Origin of the sequence: Acidipropionibacterium virtanenii, assembly GCF_003325455.1 — a bacterium.
Taxonomy (GTDB): domain Bacteria; phylum Actinomycetota; class Actinomycetes; order Propionibacteriales; family Propionibacteriaceae; genus Acidipropionibacterium; species Acidipropionibacterium virtanenii.
The window spans coordinates 1,319,487-1,339,771 of the sequence record NZ_CP025198.1 but is presented as its reverse complement, the minus strand read 5'-3'; the positions used below and the strand labels follow the sequence as shown (position 1 = coordinate 1,339,771).

The following is a 20,285-nucleotide window of genomic DNA, read 5'->3' as shown; positions in this document are numbered from 1 at the left end:
GAATGGTGTCACCGTGCGCCCAGGCTCCTCACCCCGACTGGCTGCTCATCGACCGAAGGCCGGCGGCGGGAACTGCGGCGGCACCGCTGCCGGGTGCTCGTCGAGACGGCGCAGGCACTCGGTGATCGCGGCGTCGAGCTGGACGTCGCGATCGGACTCCCAGTCCTCGGGGGTCACCGTCACCTCGATGTCGGGGTCGACGCCGTGATTCTCCACCCCCCAGCCGTAGCCGCCGTACCAGCCGGCGTAACGGGGCTGGGTGACGCCGGTGCCGTCGACCAGATCGAAGCGCCCGTCGATGCCGATCACCCCTCCCCAGGACCGCTCCCCCACCACCGGTGCGAAGCCCAGGGCCTGGGTGGCGGCCGAGACGATGTCTCCGTCCGAACCCGCCCACTGGTTGGTCACCAGCACGATCGGCCCTCGCACGGCATTCTGCGGATAGCTGGTGGGCTCGGCGTTCCAGCGGGCGAAGTCCCAACCGATCACTCGCCGGGCGAGCCTCTCGATGACCAGCTGGGAGGTGTGCCCGCCGTGGTTGAACCGCACGTCGGCGATGACTGCCTCGTGGCGGGTCGCCTCGGCGATCTGGCGGTGCAGCTCGGCCCAGCCGTCGGCGACCATGTCGGGCACATGGAGATATCCGATCCTGCCGCCGGAATGCTCATCGACGTAGTGGCGCCGCGATGCGACCCAGTCGTGGTACCGCAGCACCGCCTCGTCGGTCATCGGGACCACCGCCACCCGGCGCAGCGCCGCTTCCGGGCCCTGCTTCGAGTCCGACACCGCGCCGGTGGGTCGCACCGTCAGTTCCACGGTGCGTCCGGCCGAACCCTCCAGCAGCTCTTCGACGGTGAGAGCGGGAGCCACCTGCTGGCCGTCGACCGCGACGATGGTGTCGCCGTCGCGCACCGCCACCCCGGCCGCCCGCAGCGGGGACCAGGCCCGCGGATCCGAGGACTCGCCCGGCACGACCCGCAGCACTGTCGCCCCCCGGTCGGTGGAGGGCCCCAGATCGGCGCCGAGCCGGCCCGCCCGATGGGACGGGTCTCCGACGGCTCCGGCCGGCATCACATAGGAGTGGGAGGTGTTGAGCTCGGCGACCGTCTCCCACAGCACGTCATAGAGATCGTCGACGCTCAACAGCCTGTCCAGGGTGGGCCGGTAGGAGTCCAGCACCGCCTGCCAGTCGGTGCCGTTCATGTCCTCGCGCCAGTAGTGGGAGGCCATCAGCCGGCCGTTCTCCTCGAACATCTGGCGCCATTCGGCGCGCGGCTCGATGCGCCGGCGCAGCCGCGACAGGTCGACGGTCACGCGGGCCGGGTCGTCGGGCTCCGTCTTGTGCTCGGAGGGGATGACGGTGATCTCGTCGCGATGGCGTATCACCAGCCGCTCGCCGTCACCCGAGACTGAGTAGGAGTCGACGGCCTCGGCGATCTGCTCGGCCTTGCGGGCCGCCAGCCCGAAATGCCACAGGGTGTCGGCCGGGGCTTCATCGGCCACCGCGGCGCGGGTCGAGCCGAGTTCGCCGCCGCGGTCGGCGGTCTCGATCCACACCAGCCCGTCCTTGACGGCGGCCAGCCCCCGGTAGTCCCCCGAGGCCACCGGGAAGGGCACCATCCGCTCCTCGAAGCCCTCGGCGTCGAGCCTGCACGTGATCTTCTCATTCTCCTCGGAGGAGTCCGGCTTCTCCCCCGCACCGTCCTTGCCACGAGCCTCCTGCACCTCGCTGATCCGCCACCCCTCGGGGCTGGGGCCGAAGGGGGACGGCTCGTCGGCGGCCAGCGGCACCAACCATGGCCGGATGGTGTGGGCGAAGGTGAGGTCGAAGGTCTGGCCGTCGTAGCTCGGGTCGAAGGTGCGCGCCGACAGCATCACCAGATACTTGCCGTCGGCGGTGAACACCGGATCGGAGTCGTCGTAGGCGCCCCTGGTGAGCGCTACCGACTCGGCGCCCTCGGACAGGTCGACCGCGACGATCTGCCCCCTCATCTCGGGATCGGTGGGCATCGGCGAGCGCCACGCCAGGTAACGGCCGTCGGGCGACCAGGCCAGCCCGGTGGCCTCGCCGTAGCGCGACAGGCCGGCGGTGCGCACCGTCTCGGAGTCGACGTCGACGATCAGGATCCGGCCGTCATGGCTCACCGCCGCGACCCGCCTCCCCTCGGGGTCGGGGGCCAGCCACAACACTCGGCCGAGCCGCCCGGCCGCGATCCGCCGGATCGGGCCTGTGCCGTCCAGTGGCGCGATCTCCAGGCAGTCCTCGCCGTCGTGGTCGCTGGCCCACACGCCCTTGCCCGTCTCTCCCAGTGACCGCGGCTCGCGTATCCGCACCCCCTGCTCCGCCGACAGGGCCCGGGCCGGGCCGGATCGGTGGGTGAGGTAGTAGGCGGCGCCCCGCCACTCCACCAGGGAGCCGTCACCGCCGTGGTCGGCGACGATGCGTTCCAGACGGTCGGTGGGCTCGACCCACACCGGCGCGGGGGCATCGATGCCCAGTTCCACCGGGATCTCGACGGGCTCGGCGTCCAGGCCGGCCATGGCGTACAGCCGGCCGCGGGCGTGGTAGACGATGGTCTCACCGTCCGTGCGGGGATCGCGGACGTAGCCGTGGGCCAGGTCGTGGCGGGTGTGACACCGCAGGTCGGAGCCCCGGCCGTCGACCGACCAGAGCTGGGCCTGCTCGCCGGGGCTCTCGGTCCGTTGCCCGGCGACGACGGCCGCGCCCATGTCGGAGGTGAAGATGAGGCGTCCGCCGATCCATCCCACCGAGTACCGACCGGCCGCGGCGTAGCGGCCGTCATGGTCGTCGTGGCCGTCACGCAGGACCCTGAGGGCCGTGTCGGCCCCTGCGGGGCGCAGCCAGATCTGGCCGGCCGTACCGCCCCGGTAGCGCTTCCAGCGCGAGCAGTCGCCGGAGTTCGGGGTGACGGTGGCCACCGCCCCGTCCGGTGAGACGGCCAGATCCATCCCGGGCCCGTATCCCAGTTCTTCGATCCGGCCCTCGACGCCGACGGTGTACAGCCAGCTCAACGCCGTGTCGTTGCGCTGGTAGGGGGAGGCCACGACGACGTGGTCCTCGTCGGCCCATCCCACCACCTGGGTATTCGCCGAGCCGAGCCAGGTGAGGCGGCGGGTGCGTCCAGTCGTCAGGTCGAGCATGAAGGCCTCGGGCCGGCGGGCCGCGGTGGAGGTCCAGGCGAGCCTGGCGCCCGAGGGTGAGAATCTGGGGTTGCGCACCGGAACCTGGTCGGTGGTGATCCGGGAGGCCCGCCCACCCTCGAGGGGGGCCAGCCACAGGTCGTCGTCGGCGCAGAAGACCACAAGATCGCCGTGAACGTCGGGGTAGCGCAGGTAACCAGAAGCCATGAGGTTCAGGCTATCCCTCGTCGCAGACGCCTCCGCCTCCGCACAGGGTTGATCGACCTGCAACGATGGGAGCGACTACCAGCTCGATCAGGAGGAGTCTCCATGGCCAAGTCATCGGCAGCGTCCACGTCGAAGTCCTCTCCCGGTGCGAGGGTCAGGTTGATCACCGCCGCGGTGGCAGCGGGGCTGCCGGTGGCACGAGACCTGTGGTCGCTCATCAACAAGGACGACCGCGCCGCCAAGGCGGTTCGCGACACCTGGACGAAGGCTCGCCACGGCGTCGACACCCGTACCCCGCTGGGTCATGCCGAGGCGACTCTCGACGCCGTCGTCGAGTTCGCGAAGGGATCCGATCATCCCGACGCCCGCCGGTGGCTCTCGGCCTCCGATGAGATCCGCTCGAGGCTCGCACTGGTGAAGATGCAAAAGGGCCGGGACCGCAGGATCGCGATCAAGGAGGTCAGGAAGCGCTCGGAGACTCTCTTGGGCACGGTGATCGACGCCACCGCCTGAACGGAACTGCTGAACGGACCGGGGTCCGGGGGACTCAGGCGGTGAGCTTGCCCCGGTTGCGGCTCATCTTCGCACGGGCCTGCAGGGTGCAGGGTACCTCACCGCTGACCGCCTCCGCGGTGACCACGACCCGGGCGACATCCTCGCGGGAGGGCACGTCGAACATGACCTCCATGAGGGTCTCCTCGATGATGGACCGCAACCCGCGGGCACCGGTCTTGCGCTCCAGTGCCTTGGCTGCGATCGCCTCCAGGGCCTCGGGATCGAACTCCAGCTGCACCCCGTCGAGTTCGAAGAGCTTCTCGAACTGGCGGGTGAGGGCATTGCGGGGCTCGGTGAGGATCCGCACCAGAGCCTGCTGGTCCAGGGCGTGGACGGTGGCGATCATCGGCAGCCGGCCGATGAACTCGGGGATCAGGCCGAACTTGTGGAGGTCCTCCGGGGCCACCATGGCCATCGCGTCGGCGGCGTCGAGCCGGTTGACGCTCGGATCGGTGTTGAATCCGATCGGACGGGTGCCGACCCGCTTGGTGATGATGTCCTCCAGGCCCGAGAAGGCCCCGCCGACGATGAACAGGATGTTCGTGGTGTCGATCTGCAGGAAGTCCTGGTGGGGATGCTTGCGCCCGCCCTGCGGCGGCACCGCCGCGGTGGTGCCCTCCAGAATCTTCAGCAGGGCCTGCTGGACGCCCTCGCCGGAGACGTCACGTGTGATCGACGGATTCTCCGATTTGCGGGCCACCTTGTCGATCTCATCGATGTAGATGATCCCCGTCTCGGCCTTCTTGACGTCGAAGTCGGCCGCCTGGATGAGTTTGAGCAGGATGTTCTCGACGTCCTCGCCGACATATCCGGCTTCGGTCAGTGCGGTGGCATCGGCCATCGCGAACGGCACGTTGAGCCGACGGGCCAGCGTCTGGGCGAGATAGGTCTTGCCGCACCCGGTGGGCCCCAGCACCAGGATGTTCGACTTGCCGAGTTCGATCCCGTCGTCCTCGGCGCGACGAGCGTGGGGGGTCTCCTGGGTGGCCTGAATGCGCTTGTAGTGGTTGTAGACGGCGACCGACAGGGTCTTCTTCGCCTCGTCCTGGCCGATGACGTAGGAATCCAGGAAGTCCCGGATCTCGTGAGGTCGGGGAAGCTCGTCGAGCGGGCCGAGATCGCTGGACTCGGAGAACTCCTCCTCAATGATCTCGTTGCACAGGTCGATGCACTCGTCGCAGATGTACACGCCGGGGCCCGCGATGAGCTTCTTGACCTGCTTCTGGCTCTTCCCGCAGAAGGAACACTTGAACAGATCACTGCTCTCGCCGATCCGTGCCATGAGATTCTCCTCCTCCCGACTCAGTTGTCCGGGGGTCGTCGTCCACTTTCCATCCACCCTAGCCCGGCGCGGGCCCTGAGGTCCCGGGACCCGCGCCGGAAGGTTCCTGCTTCGCTCTCAGCGCCTCCGCGGCCTGCTCAGACGGAGGTGAGAAGGTCGTCGATGATGCCGTACTGCTTGGCCCCTTCGGCCGTGAGGTACTTGTCGCGGTCGACATCCTTGGAGATCTGCTCGGTGGTCTGGCCGGTGGCGTCGGCCAGCATCTGCTCCATCAAGGTGCGGATCCGCTGGATCTCGTCAGCCTGGATCTCGATGTCGGAGGACTGGCCGTAGCTCTGCTGACCCATCGAGGGCTGATGGATGAGGATCGTCGAGTTCGGCAGCGCGAGCCGCTTGCCCTTGGTGCCGGCCGCCAGCAGCACGGCCGCCGCAGACGCCGCCATCCCCAGGCAGACCGTCTGGATGTCGGGGCGCACGTAGTTCATCGTGTCGTAGATGGCGCTCATCGCGGAGAAGGAGCCGCCGGGCGAGTTGATGTACATACTGATCTGACGGTCCGGATCCATCGACTGGAGGCACAGCAGCTGAGCCATCACCGCGTTGGCGATGTCATCGGTCACCGGGGTGCCGAGGAAGATGATCCGGTCCTCGAAGAGCTTGGTGTAGGGGTCGACGCGGCGCATCCCGTAGGAGGTCCGCTCCTCCCACTGCGGGATGTAGTAGTCCATCGAGGGGCCGGCCGGGGCGATCGAACTCGGGTTCATACTCATCGGATTCATGGGGACCGGGTTGGCGATGTGGGAGGCCTGGGCCGCGTTGAAGCGGGCCATCTCTGAAAGATCCATGGAAAACCTCACTTGTTGGGAGCGTCCTGGGCGATCTGCGAGGCGCTCTCGTAGACGTGGTCGATGAAGCCGTACTCGAGGGCCTCCTGGGCGGTGAACCAGTGGTCCCGGTCGGAGTCGGCCTCGATCTTGTCCAGCGGCTGGCCGGTGTGCTCGGAGATGAGCTGGGCCATCTCGGCCTTGATGTCCTTGAGGAATTTGGCGTGGATGGCCACCTCGGTGGCGGTGCCGCCGACGCCCCCCAGGGGCTGGTGCATCAGGATCTTCGAGTGCGGCTGGGCGTACCGCTTGCCCTTCGTGCCGGCCGAGAGCAGGAACTGGCCCATCGAGGCAGCCATGCCCATGGCGACCGTCGCGACGTCGTTGGAGATCCACTGCATGGTGTCGAAGATCGCCATGCCGGCGGTGATAGACCCGCCCGGCGAGTTGATGTAGAGGAAGATGTCCGCGTCGGGATCCTCGGCGTTCAGGAGCAGCATCTGGGCGCAGATCGCATTCGCGTTCTCGTCCTTGACCTCCGAACCCAGGAAGATGATCCGATTGCGCAGGAGAGACTGGTAGACGTTGTCGGTCATCCCGGTGCCACCCGGCTCCTGGCCGGCCATCTGCGGTCCTCCCGGGACGATGGATGCATTGATGTCGTTCACGGACTCGAACCTACCGTGCCGGTCCCACGGATTCTCGTGCCCGGTCCCCGTTTCGCCGATGGCGCGCCCGTTGAGGCCGTCAGCGAAGGCCCTTGTTCCTGGCCGCTCACCGGTCCGGTCGGCCGGAAGCTGTCGCGTCCTGGGGTCGCGAGGAGATCAGAGCGTTGATCCAGCGGGCCCCCGGATCGGCGTCGATGAGCAGGGCCTTGACCAGCAGAGAGCAGGGCAGCGCGATGAGGGTGCCCAGCGCCCCGAAGACCCAGCCCCACAGCAGCAGCGAGAGGAAGGAGAGGGTGGGAGTCAGCCCCACCGCGTCGCCTGCGAACTTCGGCTGGATGATCGACTGGACGACGAAGTTGAGTACCGAGTAGGCCACCACGACGATGACGGCGGTCACCCATCCCTTGTCGAAGAGCCCGAGCAGGGCCGGAGGGACCAGGCCGACGACGAAGCCGACGTTGGGTATGTAGTTGGTGAGGAAGCTGAACAGCGCCCACACCCCGGCCAGCGGGACGCCGAGCACCAGCAGCACCCCCCAGTCGAGCAGCGCCACGATGATGCCGAAGACCGTGGTCACCAACCAGTACTTGCGGATACCGCTGGCGAAGGCCGACAGGGACCGGGCGACCCTGGGCTTGACGGTGCCGGCAAGCTTCAACCGCTCGGCGACCTGCGGGGTGTCCATGATCATGAAGATCATCCCGGTGAGGATGACCACCAGCATCGTGACAACGTTGGTGGTGTCCGACAGCACCGAGGTCGCCACCGACAGCACCTGCTGCGGATCGATCGTCTTGACCTTGTCGAGGATCGCGTCCTCCCCCAGGCCGAACTGTGACAGCTGCTCGATGAGCTGGCGATACAGGGAGTTCATCTGGGGGACGTACTTCTGCATCTGGGTGACCATCGCCGCCACCGACCAGACGATGCCTCCCAGGAAGACCCCCAGCATCACGATCACCGTCGTCCCGGTGATCAGTGCCGCCAGCACCTTCGGACAGCGGTGACGCACCAGGACCGCGTGAATCGGGTAGGCGGTGATGAGCATGTTGAGTGCGAAGAACAGCGGTGCCAGTACCGACGACAGTTCGTGCAGCAGGCTGAAGGCCAGCCAGGCCCCACCGATCGTGAGTACCGCGACCGTGAACCCGGGCAGGCCCGCGGACGATGACCGCGGGGTCGCCTGCGGCGCCGTGGAGCCGTGTTCTCCCGGGCTTCGCGCGTCATCCCGGTCCGCCGGGTCCGGGATGCCGTCGCCGTTCTCATCGATCCACTCGACGTCGCCCTGCTCCACCCCCCGGGCCTTCGACAGCTGCCCGCGGACGCCGTCGCGGACCCGCTTCAGCCTCTCGGTGGGAGTCGTTCTGCCGCCTCCCCCCCTGGCGCGCCGCTCACCTCGGTCGTGGCGGCGTCGGTCGCCGGTCGACTCCTCCGCAGGGGCTTCGGGCTCCTGCTCGTCTGCGGAGTCGTCGTGGATCCGCGGCTTCATGGACTACCTCCCGGCACTGATCTGATCACCGGCCGGATACGAAGAACCGGCGCATCACAAGCATCGCACCCGTGAGCGCCGGTTCTGGTTCGTCGACGTGCGAGGGGGCGTGCCGGGAATGATCCTGCCAGATGCGGCGGCCAGGTCCCGGAACGTCCCGGTGCCGGTCAGGCCTTGTCGGCCTCGGCGGGAGCCTCCTCGGCCTCCTCGGCCTCCTCGACCTCGGGGGCGATGGAGCCGTCGGCCTGGATGCGGTCGAGCTCCAGCACCTCGCCGGAGGCGTCCGTGACGGTGGCCTGGGCGACCAGGGAGGCCAGCGCCTTGCCGCGACGGATCTCCTCCATCCACTCCGGCAGGTGGTTGTGCTCCATCATGTGCTGGGCCTCCTGCTCCGGCGTGGAGCCGTTCTGCTGGGCCTTGCGCACGATGAGCTCGGTGAGCTCGTTCTGCTCGACGCCGATCTCGTCATCGTCGGCCATCTTGTCGAGCACGATCTGGGCCTTGAGGGCGTCCAGGGAGCGCTTCTCGATCTCGGTCCAGAACTCGTCGGCGTCCTCGGCCTCCTCCTGGGAGTCCTCGAGGTACTGCTCGACGGTGAGTCCGGCCTGGGCGAGCTGCTGGTTCACCTGGTCGCGACGAGCCTCCAGCTCGGAATCGACGAGCTTGGCGGGCAGCTCGATGTCGATCTTGCCGATGACGGCCTCCAGCACCTTGTCGCGCGCGTCGGCGGCCTGGTCCAGGCGAGCCATCTTCTCCATCGCGGCCTTCAGGTCGGCGCGCATCTCCTCGACGGTGTCGAACTGGCTGACCAGCTGTGCGAAGTCGTCGTCGACGGCCGGAAGCTCCTGCTCGGAGACCTTGGCGACGGTGACCGTGATGTCGGCCTTCTCATCGCGATGGGCGCCGCCCAGCAGGGTGGACTCGAAGGTCTTGGACTCCCCGACCTTCAGGCCGGTGACAGCCTCGTCGAGGCCGTCGAGCATGCCGCCCGAGCCGAGCTTGTAGGTGATGCCGTCGGCCGAAGCGTCCTCGAGCTCCTCGCCGTCCTGGGTGCCCTTCAGGTCCAGGGTGACGACGTCCCCCTCGGCGGCGGCGCGGTCCACATCGGTGGTGGTGGCGAAGCGCTGACGCAGGGTCTCGACGCGCTCGTCGACGTCCTCTTCGGGAACGGTCACGTCGGGCACCTCGACAGTGATCCCGGACAGGTCGGGCAGCTCGAAGTCGGGGCGGATGTCGACCTCGGCGGTGAACTCGACGGTGACGTCGTTCTTGTTGTCCTCGAGCTTGGTCACCTCGATGTCGGGCTGGCCGAGGGGAACGATCTTGTTCTCGGTGACGGCCTTGCTGTAGGCCTGCGGGAGGGCGTCGTTGATAGCCTCCTGGAGGACGGCACCGCGGCCGACCCGCTGATCGATGACGGGTGCCGGCACCTTGCCCTTGCGGAATCCAGGGACATTCACCTGGCCGGCGATATCCTTGTACGCCTTGTCAAGGCTGGGCTTCAGCTCGTCGAACGGCATCTCGACAGTGAGCTTCACACGGTTGCTGCTGAGCTGCTCCAGGGTGTTGGGCACGAAGTTCTCCTGATAATCCGGGTACAGTCGCCGCCCATCCCGGCGGAGACACACGCCGTGCAAGCTTAGCGACCGCGCAGGCAGGCCACCAACCCGGAATGCTGTGATGCTCATATGCGCCCGCGGTTCTCGGGCTCCTCGCGAGTGCGGCAACGGCGCCGTGGAGCGGATGACGGGAATCGAACCCGCGTAGCCAGTTTGGAAGACTGGGGCTCTACCATTGAGCTACATCCGCGCGCCCCCCATGGGGACCCGATGAATGGTACATGGAAGTGCCCCCGTCGTCATATCGGCCCTCTCAGGCGCCGCCCGCTCCCCTCCCGCCGTCGATGACGAGCACGGATCCGGTCACATATGCCGCCTCCCGGCCGGCCAGCCACACGACTGCGGCGGCCACCTCCTCCCCGGTGCCCAGGCGTCCCATCGGCGAGGAGCGACCGACCCGCTCCTTCACCTGCTCCGGTTGTGCGGAGATGCCACCGGAGTCGATCGCAGCGCTGCGGGTGAGGCCGATCACGCCGTGCTTCGGGGCGACGTAGGCGGCCATTCCCGGAGCTGCGGCCAGACCCGCGGTCGAGACGACGTTCACGATTGCGCCGCCCTCGGGGAGGGCGGAAAGCTCGGACCGCATAGCCACCATCATCCCCCGCAGTGTGACCCGGAGCACCCGGTCGGCATCCCTGAAGGAAGATCCCCCAGCAGAGCCGGCATGTGGGTCGCTCCGGCGTTGTTGACGGCAATGTCCATTCCCAGCCCCGACGCCCGCTCGACAAGACTCTGCACCGCGCCATCATCGGTCACATCGGTGGGCATCACGAACGCCTCGACGCCGGCCGACTCGAGCTCGCCGCGCAGCTCTTCCAGCCTCGGGACGTTGCGGGCCGCGAGGATCAGGCGGCCTCCCGCCCGGCCCACCGACCGCGCGATGGCGTTGCCGAGACGCCCGTCGGCGCCGAGGACCAACGCGGTGCGGCCCTCCAGGACGGCACTCATGACCGTGCTCCGTCGTCCCGCCTGGACGCGGCGCTACGGGTAGCAGGGATGAGGAACCCCGCGATGCCGAGCCAGAGGAGCGACCCGAAGCGCCCGACCGGGATGAGCACCTGCAGCGGCTCGAGGACCATCGTCAGGAAGCTCAGCTCCGCCAGCCCCGCCAGAACCAGGCCGATCCACGAGAAGGCAACCGGCATGGTGCGCAGGATCAGCGCGGGCACGGCGATACCGGCTACCAGCAGCCCCAGCCCGAGGACGTGGGCGAAGCCCCCGGCGGCGAAGCTCAGGTAGGCCAGTGCGTGGGTCAGCACCGGATCGGCGCTCACGACGTCCTGCCCCTGGGCCCAGGTGATGACGGCCGAGACCGCCAGCAGGATGGCCGCGGCGCTGCCGCCGAACATCGCGATGCTCGGCCCGGGCACCCGGATCCCAAGTCTCTGCTGGCGTGCGTACATGGTGGCCGTGTAGACCCCGAGCGGGATCGCCGAGCCGAGCTGGAGCATCGCGGCGATCCGCACGGCGAGCCCGTGCTCGGCGAAGAACCCCGCGACGGTGCCGGTCGGGCCGAAGGGTGACGTGATGGTTCCCCCGCCCGACATGGCGGCCATCACGACGAGGCTGCCGATCAGCAGCCCCAGCGAGACCAGGCCGACGATGCCGGGGTTCGGCCCGCCGGTTCTGTGTGGTGTGGGTGTGCGTGGTCCGGTCGTGGCATGGGTGATCATCAGATGCTCCTTCCCTCACACCCGTTTAGTTCATTACAATAATGATACATGCCATGAACGATTCACCAAGTGAGTTAGAATCGGGCCATGAGCAGGTCGAGCCGCCCCATGAGCCGCCACCGCGTCGCGTTTCTCCTCGCCCAGCTCGGCGCGGACTCCTCGGCGGCCTTCGAGGCCGCCGTCGCGCCGCTGGGCATCACGGCCTCGGACGCGGGTCTGCTGAGGCTCATCGGCGGGAATCCGGGAATCGGGCAGAAGGCCGCCAGCCGGCAGCTCGGCGTCGTCCCGAGCCGGATCGTCACCGTCCTGGACCGCCTCGAGCGCCTCGGCGCGGTGGAGCGACGCCGCAGCACCACGGATCGCCGCAGCCACCAGCTCTTCCTCACATCCCGTGGCGAGGAGCTCCTCTCCGAGCTCCGGCCGATCGCCGAGGCCCACGAGAAGCAGTTCACCCAGGGGCTCGACGATGCCGACGCCACCAGTCTGGCCGGCTATCTGGAGGCCGTCGCCACTGCGCGGGGCCTCAGCCTCGAGGTCCACCGCGGTACCGGTCGCCCGGCCTGACGTCGGGGCGACGGGACTCGAACCCGCGGTCTCCTGCTCCCAAAGCAGGCGGCGTCACCTTGTCACAGGATGCTGCAACGACCGAGGTACGAATCACTTTGCGCGGACCAGGCCATCCATCCTCGCCGCCACATCATCCAGCGAGCGGTCAAAAAGTCCCGCGTACAGGTCCAGGGCCATCGCCACCGACGCGTGCCCCAGCATCCTCTGGACGCTCTTCGGGTCTGCGCCCGAGGCGATCGCCAGCGAGGCCGCCGTGTGCCTCGGCTCGTGGATCCGCAGGCCGTCGCCGCCCAGTCCATCACGTGCCGGCACCCAGTGACGCTGCCTCCAATGATCCTTGTCAATCCGCCCGCCGCTCGAGGTGCGCAGCAGCGGCTCGGCGGCAGGCCTCTCCAGATCCAGCATGGCCAGCACCGAGGCGGGGACCGGCACATCCCTCCCCCACCCCGTCTTCGACCGGCGCACCCGCAGCCGGCGGCGCACCACGTCGACGTCGCCCACGTTCAGGGCGCACGCCTCTCCGATTCGAAGCCCCGTCGTCCCAAGCAGCCACACGAGCGCCTCGGAGCCCCCCCCCCCCCCCCCGGCTGGCGCGTCTCGCCTGCCAGCCTGGCAAGCTCTCGCAGCTGCGCGACGTCCAGGAAGACGGCCTCGCGTCGCACTTCCTTCGGCACCCTGACCATTGACAGATCAGCGCGCCGCCCCGGGGCACCGGTGAGGCACTGGAGGGTCTTGTGCTTGAGGGAGGCGGAGGCTGGGCCGGATGGCGTGGACAGGCCAGCGATCCACGCCTGCACCTCGACCGGATCGACGTCGGAGACCGCGACGTCGCGACTCCGCCTCCACCTTCGTCCTGCACGCCGTCGACGGCCAGCCCTTCACCACCACCCGGTACCGCCTGCCCCTGCCGTACCTGGGTACGCTCCCTGCGGGGGTTGAACCACAGATCCTGGACGGCCATCAGTCGGATCGCCCAACCTGCCGTGGCTCCAACGTCAAGGTCAATTGCTCCGCCATCCGAGTTCGCCGAACTGCGCAACCTGAGAGACAGTGAAGGCTCCGTCGAACAGCACCCATCCCTCGAAGCACTGCCCGGCCGCTGGAGCGACGGACTGGGTGAACGGATACATCCGCTGACTGGGGAGGTCGATCTTGGAGTTCGCCCCGTCGCGCTGCGTTCCGTTCGCCTCAATCGCGGTCCACCTCCACCACCCGAGCCCCTGGTCGAGGTCGCTGCCTGATGTCGTCCTGTCCACGCAGGATCGCGCGTAGATCCCGGTGAGCAGTGCATTGGTGAGCGGGTCGGTGAATTTCCCCGACTTCCTCACGGTCGACGTGACCGTGAACGGGTAATCATCCCCGCCGAAATGCACCTCATGCCCGAACAGACGTGGAATCGGGTCCGACTGGCTCGGAGACGGCGCCGTCGGCGCAGGGGAAGGTGATGCCACCTGCTGTGTCACCGTCGGCGTCGGCGTCGCATCAGCCGCCTTGTCTCCGCATCCGGTCAGCGCTGGGATGAGCGCGAGCGCCGCCATGGCGCACACAGCCTTGTTCATCAGTTCTCCTCGGGATGGACGGGGCGCCGCCATGGCGTCCACGTGATGATGCTCCCACCGACGTCTGACGGTTCACGCGCCGTCCCGATGGTGGGCCGTAGCAGCCCGCAGCCGGTCCCGTTCCGCGATGTCGAGCCCGTCGAGTCTGGCGCCGGCCAGGCCGCAGGTGACGCCGAGGTCGAAGGCGACCACGCGCGGGTCAGGAGACCACTGGAGTTCGGCGGCCAGCACGTCAGGGGCGATCAGCGCGCGGGCGGCCAGCCGGTGCACCGTCCGTTCCTCGCCCGCCTTCGCCCAGCCCGGACACGGACCCCACGACGCGTGGACGAGCTCATGGGCTATCGTCGCTGCTCGCTCTTCCGGTGTGAGCCGAGGATCGATGGCGATCGTCCGCGACCCCCACCTGCACCGTCCCCGCCCCGACGCCAGCACCTCGACGGCCAGCCGCCACTCTGACGGCCACGTCACGTCACCCCTGATGTCCATGGGGTGATGCTGACAGCGGCCACCGACAGATCAGAGGCGCCACGCATGTGCCAGGATTCCGCCATGGCACTGACACGGAGCCAAGTCGACAAGGCCGGGCGTACGCTCTCCAGCTTCCTGAAAGACCCGCAGACCGTCTCAGTGGAGGACATCACCCCGGCTCTGGCCGTTGCCGATGAGTATCGAGCGACCTTCCAAGAACCCATGAACGCTGCCGCCATGTGGCTCAGATCCATGACAAAGACCGAGGGATGCGTTCAACCCGTCGTGTCTCAACGTCTCAAGGAGCGGCGGTCGGTACTCCGCAAGCTGCCCGGAGCCAGTCTGTGGAGAATGCAAGACTTGGGCGGCTGCCGGGCTGTCCTTCAGAGCACCACGGAAGTGCGCCGTGTGCAGGCCCGCATCCAGGCTCGGCAGCCAGATGCCAAGGTCTACGACTACATCGATCACCCACAAGCCAGCGGGTATCGCGGGGTCCACATCGTCGCTAAGTACGGGGGCGGCTCGAGCAGCTATCCCGAGCGCAGCATCGAGATTCAGATCCGCACCCAACTCATGCACCAGTGGGCGATCACCATCGAGCGGCTCTCGGACGCAACTGGTCTGGACCTGAAGCACGACAGGGAGCCCACCGAGATCCTCGACTACATGGCACTGGTGTCTCAGTTCTTCGACAGCGCCGAGAAGGCATCTACCGTCCCGGACGGTCTCAAGCGTAGGCTGGACGCAGCCGAGGCCACGTTCAAGGAGTACATGAGGAGGAATCATGGCATCGCACTCTGATGAGACGAACTACTTCATCCTCGTCTACGACCGCGCGAAGCGGGCACTGTCGCGAACCATCTCGTATGGCACGAAGTCGCGCCATGCTGTGGATGATTATTCCAAGCTTGAGCGTGAGTATGAAGGCGACGCCAACGTTGAGGTCGTCCTGATTGGGTCTGACTCGATCGAGACCGTGCAGAGAACCCACGCCAACTACTTCGGCGCCGCCGAGGTGACCAACCCCCTCCTGCGAGGAATCCTGGACACGGCTGGAGCCGTCTGACCGATCGATAGTTCTACCGGCCCCCGCCACTCCATGTGGCGGGGGCGTTCTTCTCTATTCCGATCACTCGTCCCCGTCGACCTACCCCCAGTCGTCGAGGTCCTGGGACGGGGCCGCCGTCGCCGCCTGCCGCGACTGCGAGGGGCATCCGGATGGCGCATGGGAGGCCCAAATCCACCGCGAGGCCATGGAGCGCCTGGCTCCCGCCCTCAAGGAGATCGACGCATGAACGGCAAGGACACGCCCACCCGCACCGCCCAGATGCCCGCCGACCTGTGGCCCGGCTCATGAAGCGCGTTTACACCCCGTCAAGTCATTTGAGAACCCATGTCAGAGGACCTCAGGAACAAGATCTACGGCGTCGGAGTCGCAGTCTTCGCGCTCATGGTGGCCATCGGGGTCATCGACGCCGTCACCGAGCAGCAGTAGCGCTCCATCCTCAACGCCGCCCTGGTGCTCACCGGTGTTTCCATCCCGCTGATCGCCAAGAAGCACGTCGGGGCCAAGGGCGTCGACTCGGGAAACATCCCCAGCGGTGAGATCGCCGAGTCCCAGCCCTCCGGCATCCCTGACGCCAAGGCCATCGCCACCAACCAGAGCTGGCCCAGACACACAGAACCGCCCCTCTCGCATTGCGCGGGAGGGGCGGCTTTCGTGCGTCCAAGTTACGAGTCCTCCTGGCCATCCGAGCATCGCCCCTAGTCGCTTGATTCGTACCTTGCAAGGGTTCAACCCACATTCGAGCATCATTTCGCATCATCGGCCACCATGCAGCATCAATGAGAAAGGGCCGCCCCACTAGGCATGACACCCGATGAACCGGCCCTCACTACGTCGTCGGGGCGACGGGACTCGAACCCGCGGTCTCCTGCTCCCAAAGCAGGCGCGCTAGCCACTACGCTACGCCCCGAATTCGCCGCCCCGAGGGCGGCGAACCCCGGCCAGTGTAGTGGAGTCGGCCTCCTGAGGCACGCCCTGCCGCTCCGCGGGCGTTCTCAGCCGATCCGGCGGACGGCCCGGGCGATGGTCGCCGGGTCGTCGAGCATCATGAGGTGTCGCGATCTCGGCACCGGCCACAGCTGCGCCCCGAGCAGCCGGGCGAGCCGCTCCTGGCGTCCGTTCTCCTGCTCGGCCCCCGACCTCTCGGCCGACAGCACGATCGCCGGCGTTCCGGGCCAGGCGTACCGCTCCCGCACCTCCATGAGGTCCCAGGCCTGCCGCTCATAGGCCATCAGCTCCGCAGTCACCATCGCCAGCGAGTCGGGCTGCCCGAAGATCTGGCGCAGCCGCTCGACGCTGAGATACCTGCGGATCCGCGGCAGCGACCAGCTCGTCTGGGTCAGCGTCGCCACCACGGCGCCGGCACGGCCCAGCCCCGACAGGCCGTACCCGGAGACCCTCGCGACCGCTCGGGCCCGGCCCGTCCCCGGCTGCGACGGGGACCTGGCGGGCCATTCGACCGAGGGGTCGACGAGCACCAGGCCCCGGACCGCGCCGGGGTGCTCGCGAGCCAGGGCCTCGGCGTGGAAGGCCGCCATGGAATGGGCCACCAGCACCAGCGGTCCGAGCTCGTCGGCCATTGCGGTGGCGGTCGCCACCTCCTCTGCCAGGCCCGGCAGCCGCCCGGGCCACGGCGTCGCGCCCATTCCCGGACGGTCGTAGCTGACGACCAGCCGCTCCCCCAGCTGCTCGACCACCGGCCGCCAGTACTCTCCGGGCTGACCGGCCCCCGACATCAGCAGGACCGCCGGAGCGGCGCCGTGGTGGACCCTCATCTCGACGTCCCGGCCGCCGAAGCGGCGCGTCACCCATCCGCTCACGAAGAGCTCCGCGGCCGCACCAGCGGGAAGGTGATGGTCTGGCGGATCGAGGCCCCGGTGAGCAGCATCACCAGGCGGTCCAGCCCCATCCCCATGCCGCCGGTGGGCGGCATGGCGTACTCCAGGGCCTCCAGGAAGTCCTCGTCGAGCTCCATCGCCTCCGGATCGCCGCCGGCGGCTCGCAGCGACTGGGCGGTGAACCGCTCCCGCTGGATCACCGGATCCACCAGTTCCGTGTAGGCGGTGGCGATCTCATCGCCCAGGACGATGAGATCCCATTTCTCGGCCAGCCTGGGATCGTCGCGGTGCTGGCGGGTCAGCGGGGAGACGTCGGAGGGGAAGTCGCAGAAGAAGGTGGGCCCGACGGTGGTCCGCTCGGACAGGTGCTCGTGGAGTTCGAGCACCACGTCTCCGCGCTGCCATTTGGGCGAGACCGGGATGCCCAGTCTCCGGGCGTACCCGATGAGGGTCTCCGTGGTGGTGTCGGCGGTCACCTCCTCCCCCAGCCCGGCCGAGATGCCGTCATTGACGGTGACCACCCGCCACTGGTCGGCCAGATCCATCTCATGCTCGACTCCCGCGGCGTCCCGGCCGTGGATCACTGTGCCGCCGGTGGCCCGCCGCGACGCCGCCAGGATCATCTCGCGGGTGAGGTGGCGCATCTGCACGTAGTCGCCGTAGGCCTGGTAGGCCTCCAGCATCGTGAACTCCGGGTTGTGGGTGGCGTCGGCCCCCTCATTGCGGAAGTTGCGGCCGATCTCGAAGACCCGGCCCGCTCCTCCGACCATCAGGCGCTTCAGATACAGCTCGGGGGCGATCCGCAGGTAGAGGTCCAGATCGTAGGCGTTGATGTGGGTGCGGAAGGGGCGGGCGTTGGCTCCCCCGTGGATGGTCTGCAGGATCGGCGTCTCGACCTCCAGGAAGTCATGGGACAGCAGGGTCTCGCGCACCGCGCGGATCGCCTGGGAGCGGGCCCTCAGCTGGTCGCGCGCCGAGGGATTGACGATGAGGTCGAGGTACCGGCGTCTCACCTTCTCCTCCGGATCGCTCATCCCGGATCGTCGCCCGGGCAGCGGGTGCAGCGCCTTGGCGGCCAGCCGGAACCCACGGACGAGCAGGGACCGCGTGCCGTTGCGCGAGGATCCGACCCGACCGGCGACCAGCACATGATCGCCCAGGGAGATGTCGGCCCTCCACCGGCTCATCTCCCCGGACCCGACGACCGCGGGGTCCAGCAGGATCTGGGCCTGGCCCGACCAGTCGGAGACGTCTGCGAAGAGCACCCCGCCGTGGTCGCGGACTCCCACGACCCGTCCGACCAGGGACTGTTCGGCGCCCTCGGCCGCGGTGGCGACGTCACCCGGCCGGTTCGCCGGGTGGATGTCGGGCGGGTAGGCCTGGCCCCCCTCGTCGATGATCCGGGCACGGGTCTGCTGGCGCAGCCTCATCTGCTCGCCGAGGCGGCGTGCGGGCGGGCCGGCGACCTGGCGCCGCGTCTCCCGCTGCCGCTCCAGGTGGGCGGTGATCTCCGGATGGTCTGCGACGGAGTAGATCGGCTGGTCGGGCGGGGGTGCCGGCCTCAGGATCCGCGGCAGGTCGATCTGACCCTCGGCAAGTCCCAGCGCCAGGCCGACCTGGGCCAGCTCCCCGGCATCGGAATAGCCCAGGTAGCGGGCCTGCCAGTCGGGGGCGTACTTGACGTTGGAGCGGTACAGCTGCTCGATCTGGAACCACCGGGAGATCCCGGAGATCAGACGGGCGGACAGACGCTGCAGGGGTCGGGCGCCCACTCGGCTGCCCTCCTCGATGACCTCCCGGAACACCGCGAAGTTCAGCGAGACCCGGCGCAGGCCGAGTTCCCGGCCGGCGCCCATCAGCCCTGCGACCATGAGTTCGGTGACGCCGTTCTCAGCGCCGCGGGTATCTCGCCGCATCACGTCCAGGGACAGCCCGTCCGGGCTCCACGGCACCAGGGAGAGCATGCCCGCGGTGGCCGGCTCGCCGCCGTGGGCGTCGTCGGGTGGATACAGCGCCTCGACCATCACGCAGTCCCCGTCGAGCGGGTCGCCCAGCCGTGACAGAGCCATCGAGAATCCCCGCTCCTCGCCGTCCTGGCGCCAGGCGTCGGCCAGCGCGATGAGGTGGGAGAGCTCGTCGGGAGCGATGTCGCTGTGACGTCTCACCCGTACCGTGTAGCCCGTTCTCCGCAGCCGGTTGACCACCGAGCGCACCGGCCTCAGATCGCGCGACTCCAGATCGAATGAGGCCGGCGAGATGACCGCCTCGTCGCCGATCCTCGTCACCCGCAGCCCGGCCCGCTGCCAGGCGGTGGCACCCTCCTCGGAGGTGCCGAGCACGGCCGGGCTCCACCCGTAGGCGTGGGCCATCGCCAGAAAGGCCTCGATGGCCGCGGGCCACTGCCCCCTGGGACCGACCGGATCGCCGGAGGCCAGGGCCACCCCGGCCACGGCCCGGTAGCAGACGGCGGCTCGCCGGTCGGCTGAGAAGACCACCGCCTTGTCGCGGCGCAGCGCGAAATATCCCAGCGAGTCCGACGGATTCTCGGCCAGCAGATCCCGCAGCTCAAGCTCGTCCGGCAACTTCAGCACCGCCACCTGGCGCTGGGAGCGCAGCAGCATGATGAAGGCGACGACGAGAGTGGCGGCCATCAGCAGCCCGATGAGATTCTCCACCCAGATCGGCGACGGCGCCGTGGCCCGGGAGCGGTTGCCGCGCAGCAGCTCGCCGATGAGGCGCCACAGCCTGTTGCGGGGACGGCCCTGCCCGCCGGTGGCCCAGACCAGCAGCCAGCCGATCAGGACCGACGCCGCCAGCCCGCCGACGAGCACTGCCAGAGCGGGACGCACATTCGCCCGGGCGGTCCGGGCCGCGAATCGGCGACGGTGAACGAGCAGGGCGATGAGTATGGCACCGACGCTGAAGGTGTTGAAGACGTAGCCGGCCATATCGAGGTCGTCGTGGATCCGGGTGGGTTCGCCACCGGCCACCTCGGCGATGAGGACTCCGAGGAAGAGCAGTGAGATCGCCCACATCAGGCCGAACAGCCCCAGGCAGACCGCCCAGGACAGCCGCTTGCGGCGGTTCAGCCCGGCGGCGAGGATGAGCAGCAGCACCGCCAGCCCCCAGCCGCCGCCGTCGATCGGGAAGACGAGGAAGGAGAAGCTCGAGGACAGCGCGGAGACCCACCAGGTCTGCTGGAAGAGGAGACGGCCGATGAGCAGGACGGCACCGGTCAGCATGAGCCGGGGCACCACGGTCGTGGTGGCGGGACGGGTCCGGGCCGGAGTCGATGTCACACCCCAAGA

19 protein-coding genes and 2 tRNA genes are annotated in these 20,285 nt (G+C 68.5%); 5 read left to right on the top strand and 16 right to left on the bottom strand.

The window, feature by feature from the left end; genetic code table 11:
- Positions 1-45: 45 nt before the first annotated feature.
- Positions 46-3,369, bottom strand: coding sequence for a S41 family peptidase (locus tag JS278_RS06130; RefSeq protein ID WP_114044408.1), 3,324 nt, complete (start codon positions 3,367-3,369; stop codon positions 46-48).
- Positions 3,370-3,471: 102 nt separating this feature from the next.
- Between JS278_RS06130 and JS278_RS06125 the strand changes: the two genes are divergently transcribed.
- The gene (locus JS278_RS06125; protein WP_114044407.1) at positions 3,472-3,882 is read left to right on the top strand and encodes a hypothetical protein; all 411 of its coding nucleotides are present in this window, start codon (positions 3,472-3,474) and stop codon (positions 3,880-3,882) included.
- A 34-nt stretch (positions 3,883-3,916) separates the two neighbouring features.
- Here JS278_RS06125 and clpX read toward each other — a convergent pair whose 3' ends face one another.
- From clpX to JS278_RS06080, 9 genes are all read right to left on the bottom strand, one after another.
- A complete protein-coding gene (gene clpX / locus JS278_RS06120) occupies positions 3,917-5,206 on the bottom strand; it encodes an ATP-dependent Clp protease ATP-binding subunit ClpX (RefSeq protein ID WP_114044406.1) in 1,290 nt (429 codons plus the stop codon).
- A 137-nt stretch (positions 5,207-5,343) separates the two neighbouring features.
- Positions 5,344-6,051 (bottom strand): ATP-dependent Clp protease proteolytic subunit, encoded by a 708-nt coding sequence (locus JS278_RS06115; protein ID WP_114044405.1) that lies wholly within the window; start codon positions 6,049-6,051, stop codon positions 5,344-5,346.
- A gap of 8 nt (positions 6,052-6,059) precedes the next feature.
- Positions 6,060-6,656, bottom strand: a complete 597-nt coding sequence (locus JS278_RS06110; RefSeq protein ID WP_114046155.1) for an ATP-dependent Clp protease proteolytic subunit — start codon at positions 6,654-6,656, stop codon at positions 6,060-6,062.
- Between the two features lie 148 nt (positions 6,657-6,804).
- On the bottom strand, positions 6,805-8,187 hold the full coding sequence (locus JS278_RS06105; protein WP_245935217.1) for an AI-2E family transporter: 1,383 nt from the start codon (positions 8,185-8,187) through the stop codon (positions 6,805-6,807).
- Between the two features lie 167 nt (positions 8,188-8,354).
- Positions 8,355-9,761, bottom strand: a complete 1,407-nt coding sequence (tig, locus tag JS278_RS06100; protein ID WP_114044404.1) for a trigger factor — start codon at positions 9,759-9,761, stop codon at positions 8,355-8,357.
- A 161-nt stretch (positions 9,762-9,922) separates the two neighbouring features.
- Positions 9,923-9,996 (bottom strand) — tRNA-Gly (locus tag JS278_RS06095).
- Positions 9,997-10,059: 63 nt separating this feature from the next.
- A complete protein-coding gene (locus JS278_RS16565) occupies positions 10,060-10,392 on the bottom strand; it encodes an SDR family NAD(P)-dependent oxidoreductase (protein WP_281269214.1) in 333 nt (110 codons plus the stop codon).
- Positions 10,393-10,400: 8 nt separating this feature from the next.
- Positions 10,401-10,754 carry an SDR family NAD(P)-dependent oxidoreductase gene (locus JS278_RS16560; RefSeq protein ID WP_114044402.1) on the bottom strand — a complete coding sequence of 118 codons (354 nt, stop codon included), beginning with the start codon at positions 10,752-10,754 and terminating at the stop codon, positions 10,401-10,403.
- A complete protein-coding gene (locus JS278_RS06080; protein ID WP_114044401.1) occupies positions 10,751-11,479 on the bottom strand; it encodes a hypothetical protein in 729 nt (242 codons plus the stop codon). Before JS278_RS06080 ends, JS278_RS16560 begins: the two co-directional genes overlap by 4 nt.
- An 87-nt stretch (positions 11,480-11,566) precedes the next feature.
- Here JS278_RS06080 and JS278_RS06075 point away from each other — a divergent pair, with 87 nt between their 5' ends.
- Entirely contained in the window at positions 11,567-12,043 is a 477-nt protein-coding gene (locus JS278_RS06075) for a MarR family winged helix-turn-helix transcriptional regulator (RefSeq protein ID WP_114044400.1), read from the top strand.
- A gap of 93 nt (positions 12,044-12,136) precedes the next feature.
- On the opposite strand, the gene JS278_RS06070 is transcribed toward JS278_RS06075, so the two are convergent.
- The 3 genes from JS278_RS06070 to JS278_RS15815 all read right to left on the bottom strand — a co-directional run bounded on the left by JS278_RS06070 (position 12,137) and on the right by JS278_RS15815 (position 14,091).
- Entirely contained in the window at positions 12,137-12,547 is a 411-nt protein-coding gene (locus tag JS278_RS06070; RefSeq protein ID WP_245935216.1) for a tyrosine-type recombinase/integrase, read from the bottom strand.
- Positions 12,548-13,047: 500 nt separating this feature from the next.
- The gene (locus tag JS278_RS15820; RefSeq protein WP_147243162.1) at positions 13,048-13,647 is read right to left on the bottom strand and encodes a hypothetical protein; all 600 of its coding nucleotides are present in this window, start codon (positions 13,645-13,647) and stop codon (positions 13,048-13,050) included.
- Positions 13,648-13,677: 30 nt separating this feature from the next.
- Positions 13,678-14,091, bottom strand: coding sequence for an ImmA/IrrE family metallo-endopeptidase (locus JS278_RS15815; protein WP_147243161.1), 414 nt, complete (start codon positions 14,089-14,091; stop codon positions 13,678-13,680).
- A 63-nt stretch (positions 14,092-14,154) separates the two neighbouring features.
- On the opposite strand from JS278_RS15815, the gene JS278_RS06055 reads away from it, so the two are divergent.
- From JS278_RS06055 to JS278_RS15810, 3 genes are all read left to right on the top strand, one after another.
- On the top strand, positions 14,155-14,874 hold the full coding sequence (locus JS278_RS06055) for a RelA/SpoT domain-containing protein (protein ID WP_181833841.1): 720 nt from the start codon (positions 14,155-14,157) through the stop codon (positions 14,872-14,874).
- Positions 14,858-15,139 carry a hypothetical protein gene (locus JS278_RS06050; RefSeq protein WP_114044395.1) on the top strand — a complete coding sequence of 94 codons (282 nt, stop codon included), beginning with the start codon at positions 14,858-14,860 and terminating at the stop codon, positions 15,137-15,139. Before JS278_RS06055 ends, JS278_RS06050 begins: the two co-directional genes overlap by 17 nt.
- A 453-nt stretch (positions 15,140-15,592) precedes the next feature.
- Positions 15,593-15,841 (top strand): hypothetical protein, encoded by a 249-nt coding sequence (locus JS278_RS15810; RefSeq protein WP_147243159.1) that lies wholly within the window; start codon positions 15,593-15,595, stop codon positions 15,839-15,841.
- A gap of 135 nt (positions 15,842-15,976) precedes the next feature.
- Here JS278_RS15810 and JS278_RS06045 read toward each other — a convergent pair.
- From JS278_RS06045 to lysX, 3 genes are all read right to left on the bottom strand, one after another.
- A tRNA-Pro gene (locus JS278_RS06045) sits at positions 15,977-16,049 on the bottom strand.
- A gap of 85 nt (positions 16,050-16,134) precedes the next feature.
- Entirely contained in the window at positions 16,135-16,959 is an 825-nt protein-coding gene (locus JS278_RS06040; RefSeq protein ID WP_114044394.1) for an alpha/beta fold hydrolase, read from the bottom strand.
- Positions 16,956-20,219, bottom strand: coding sequence for a bifunctional lysylphosphatidylglycerol synthetase/lysine--tRNA ligase LysX (gene lysX, locus JS278_RS06035; RefSeq protein ID WP_114046153.1), 3,264 nt, complete (start codon positions 20,217-20,219; stop codon positions 16,956-16,958). Before lysX ends, JS278_RS06040 begins: the two co-directional genes overlap by 4 nt.
- Positions 20,220-20,285: the final 66 nt, after the last annotated feature.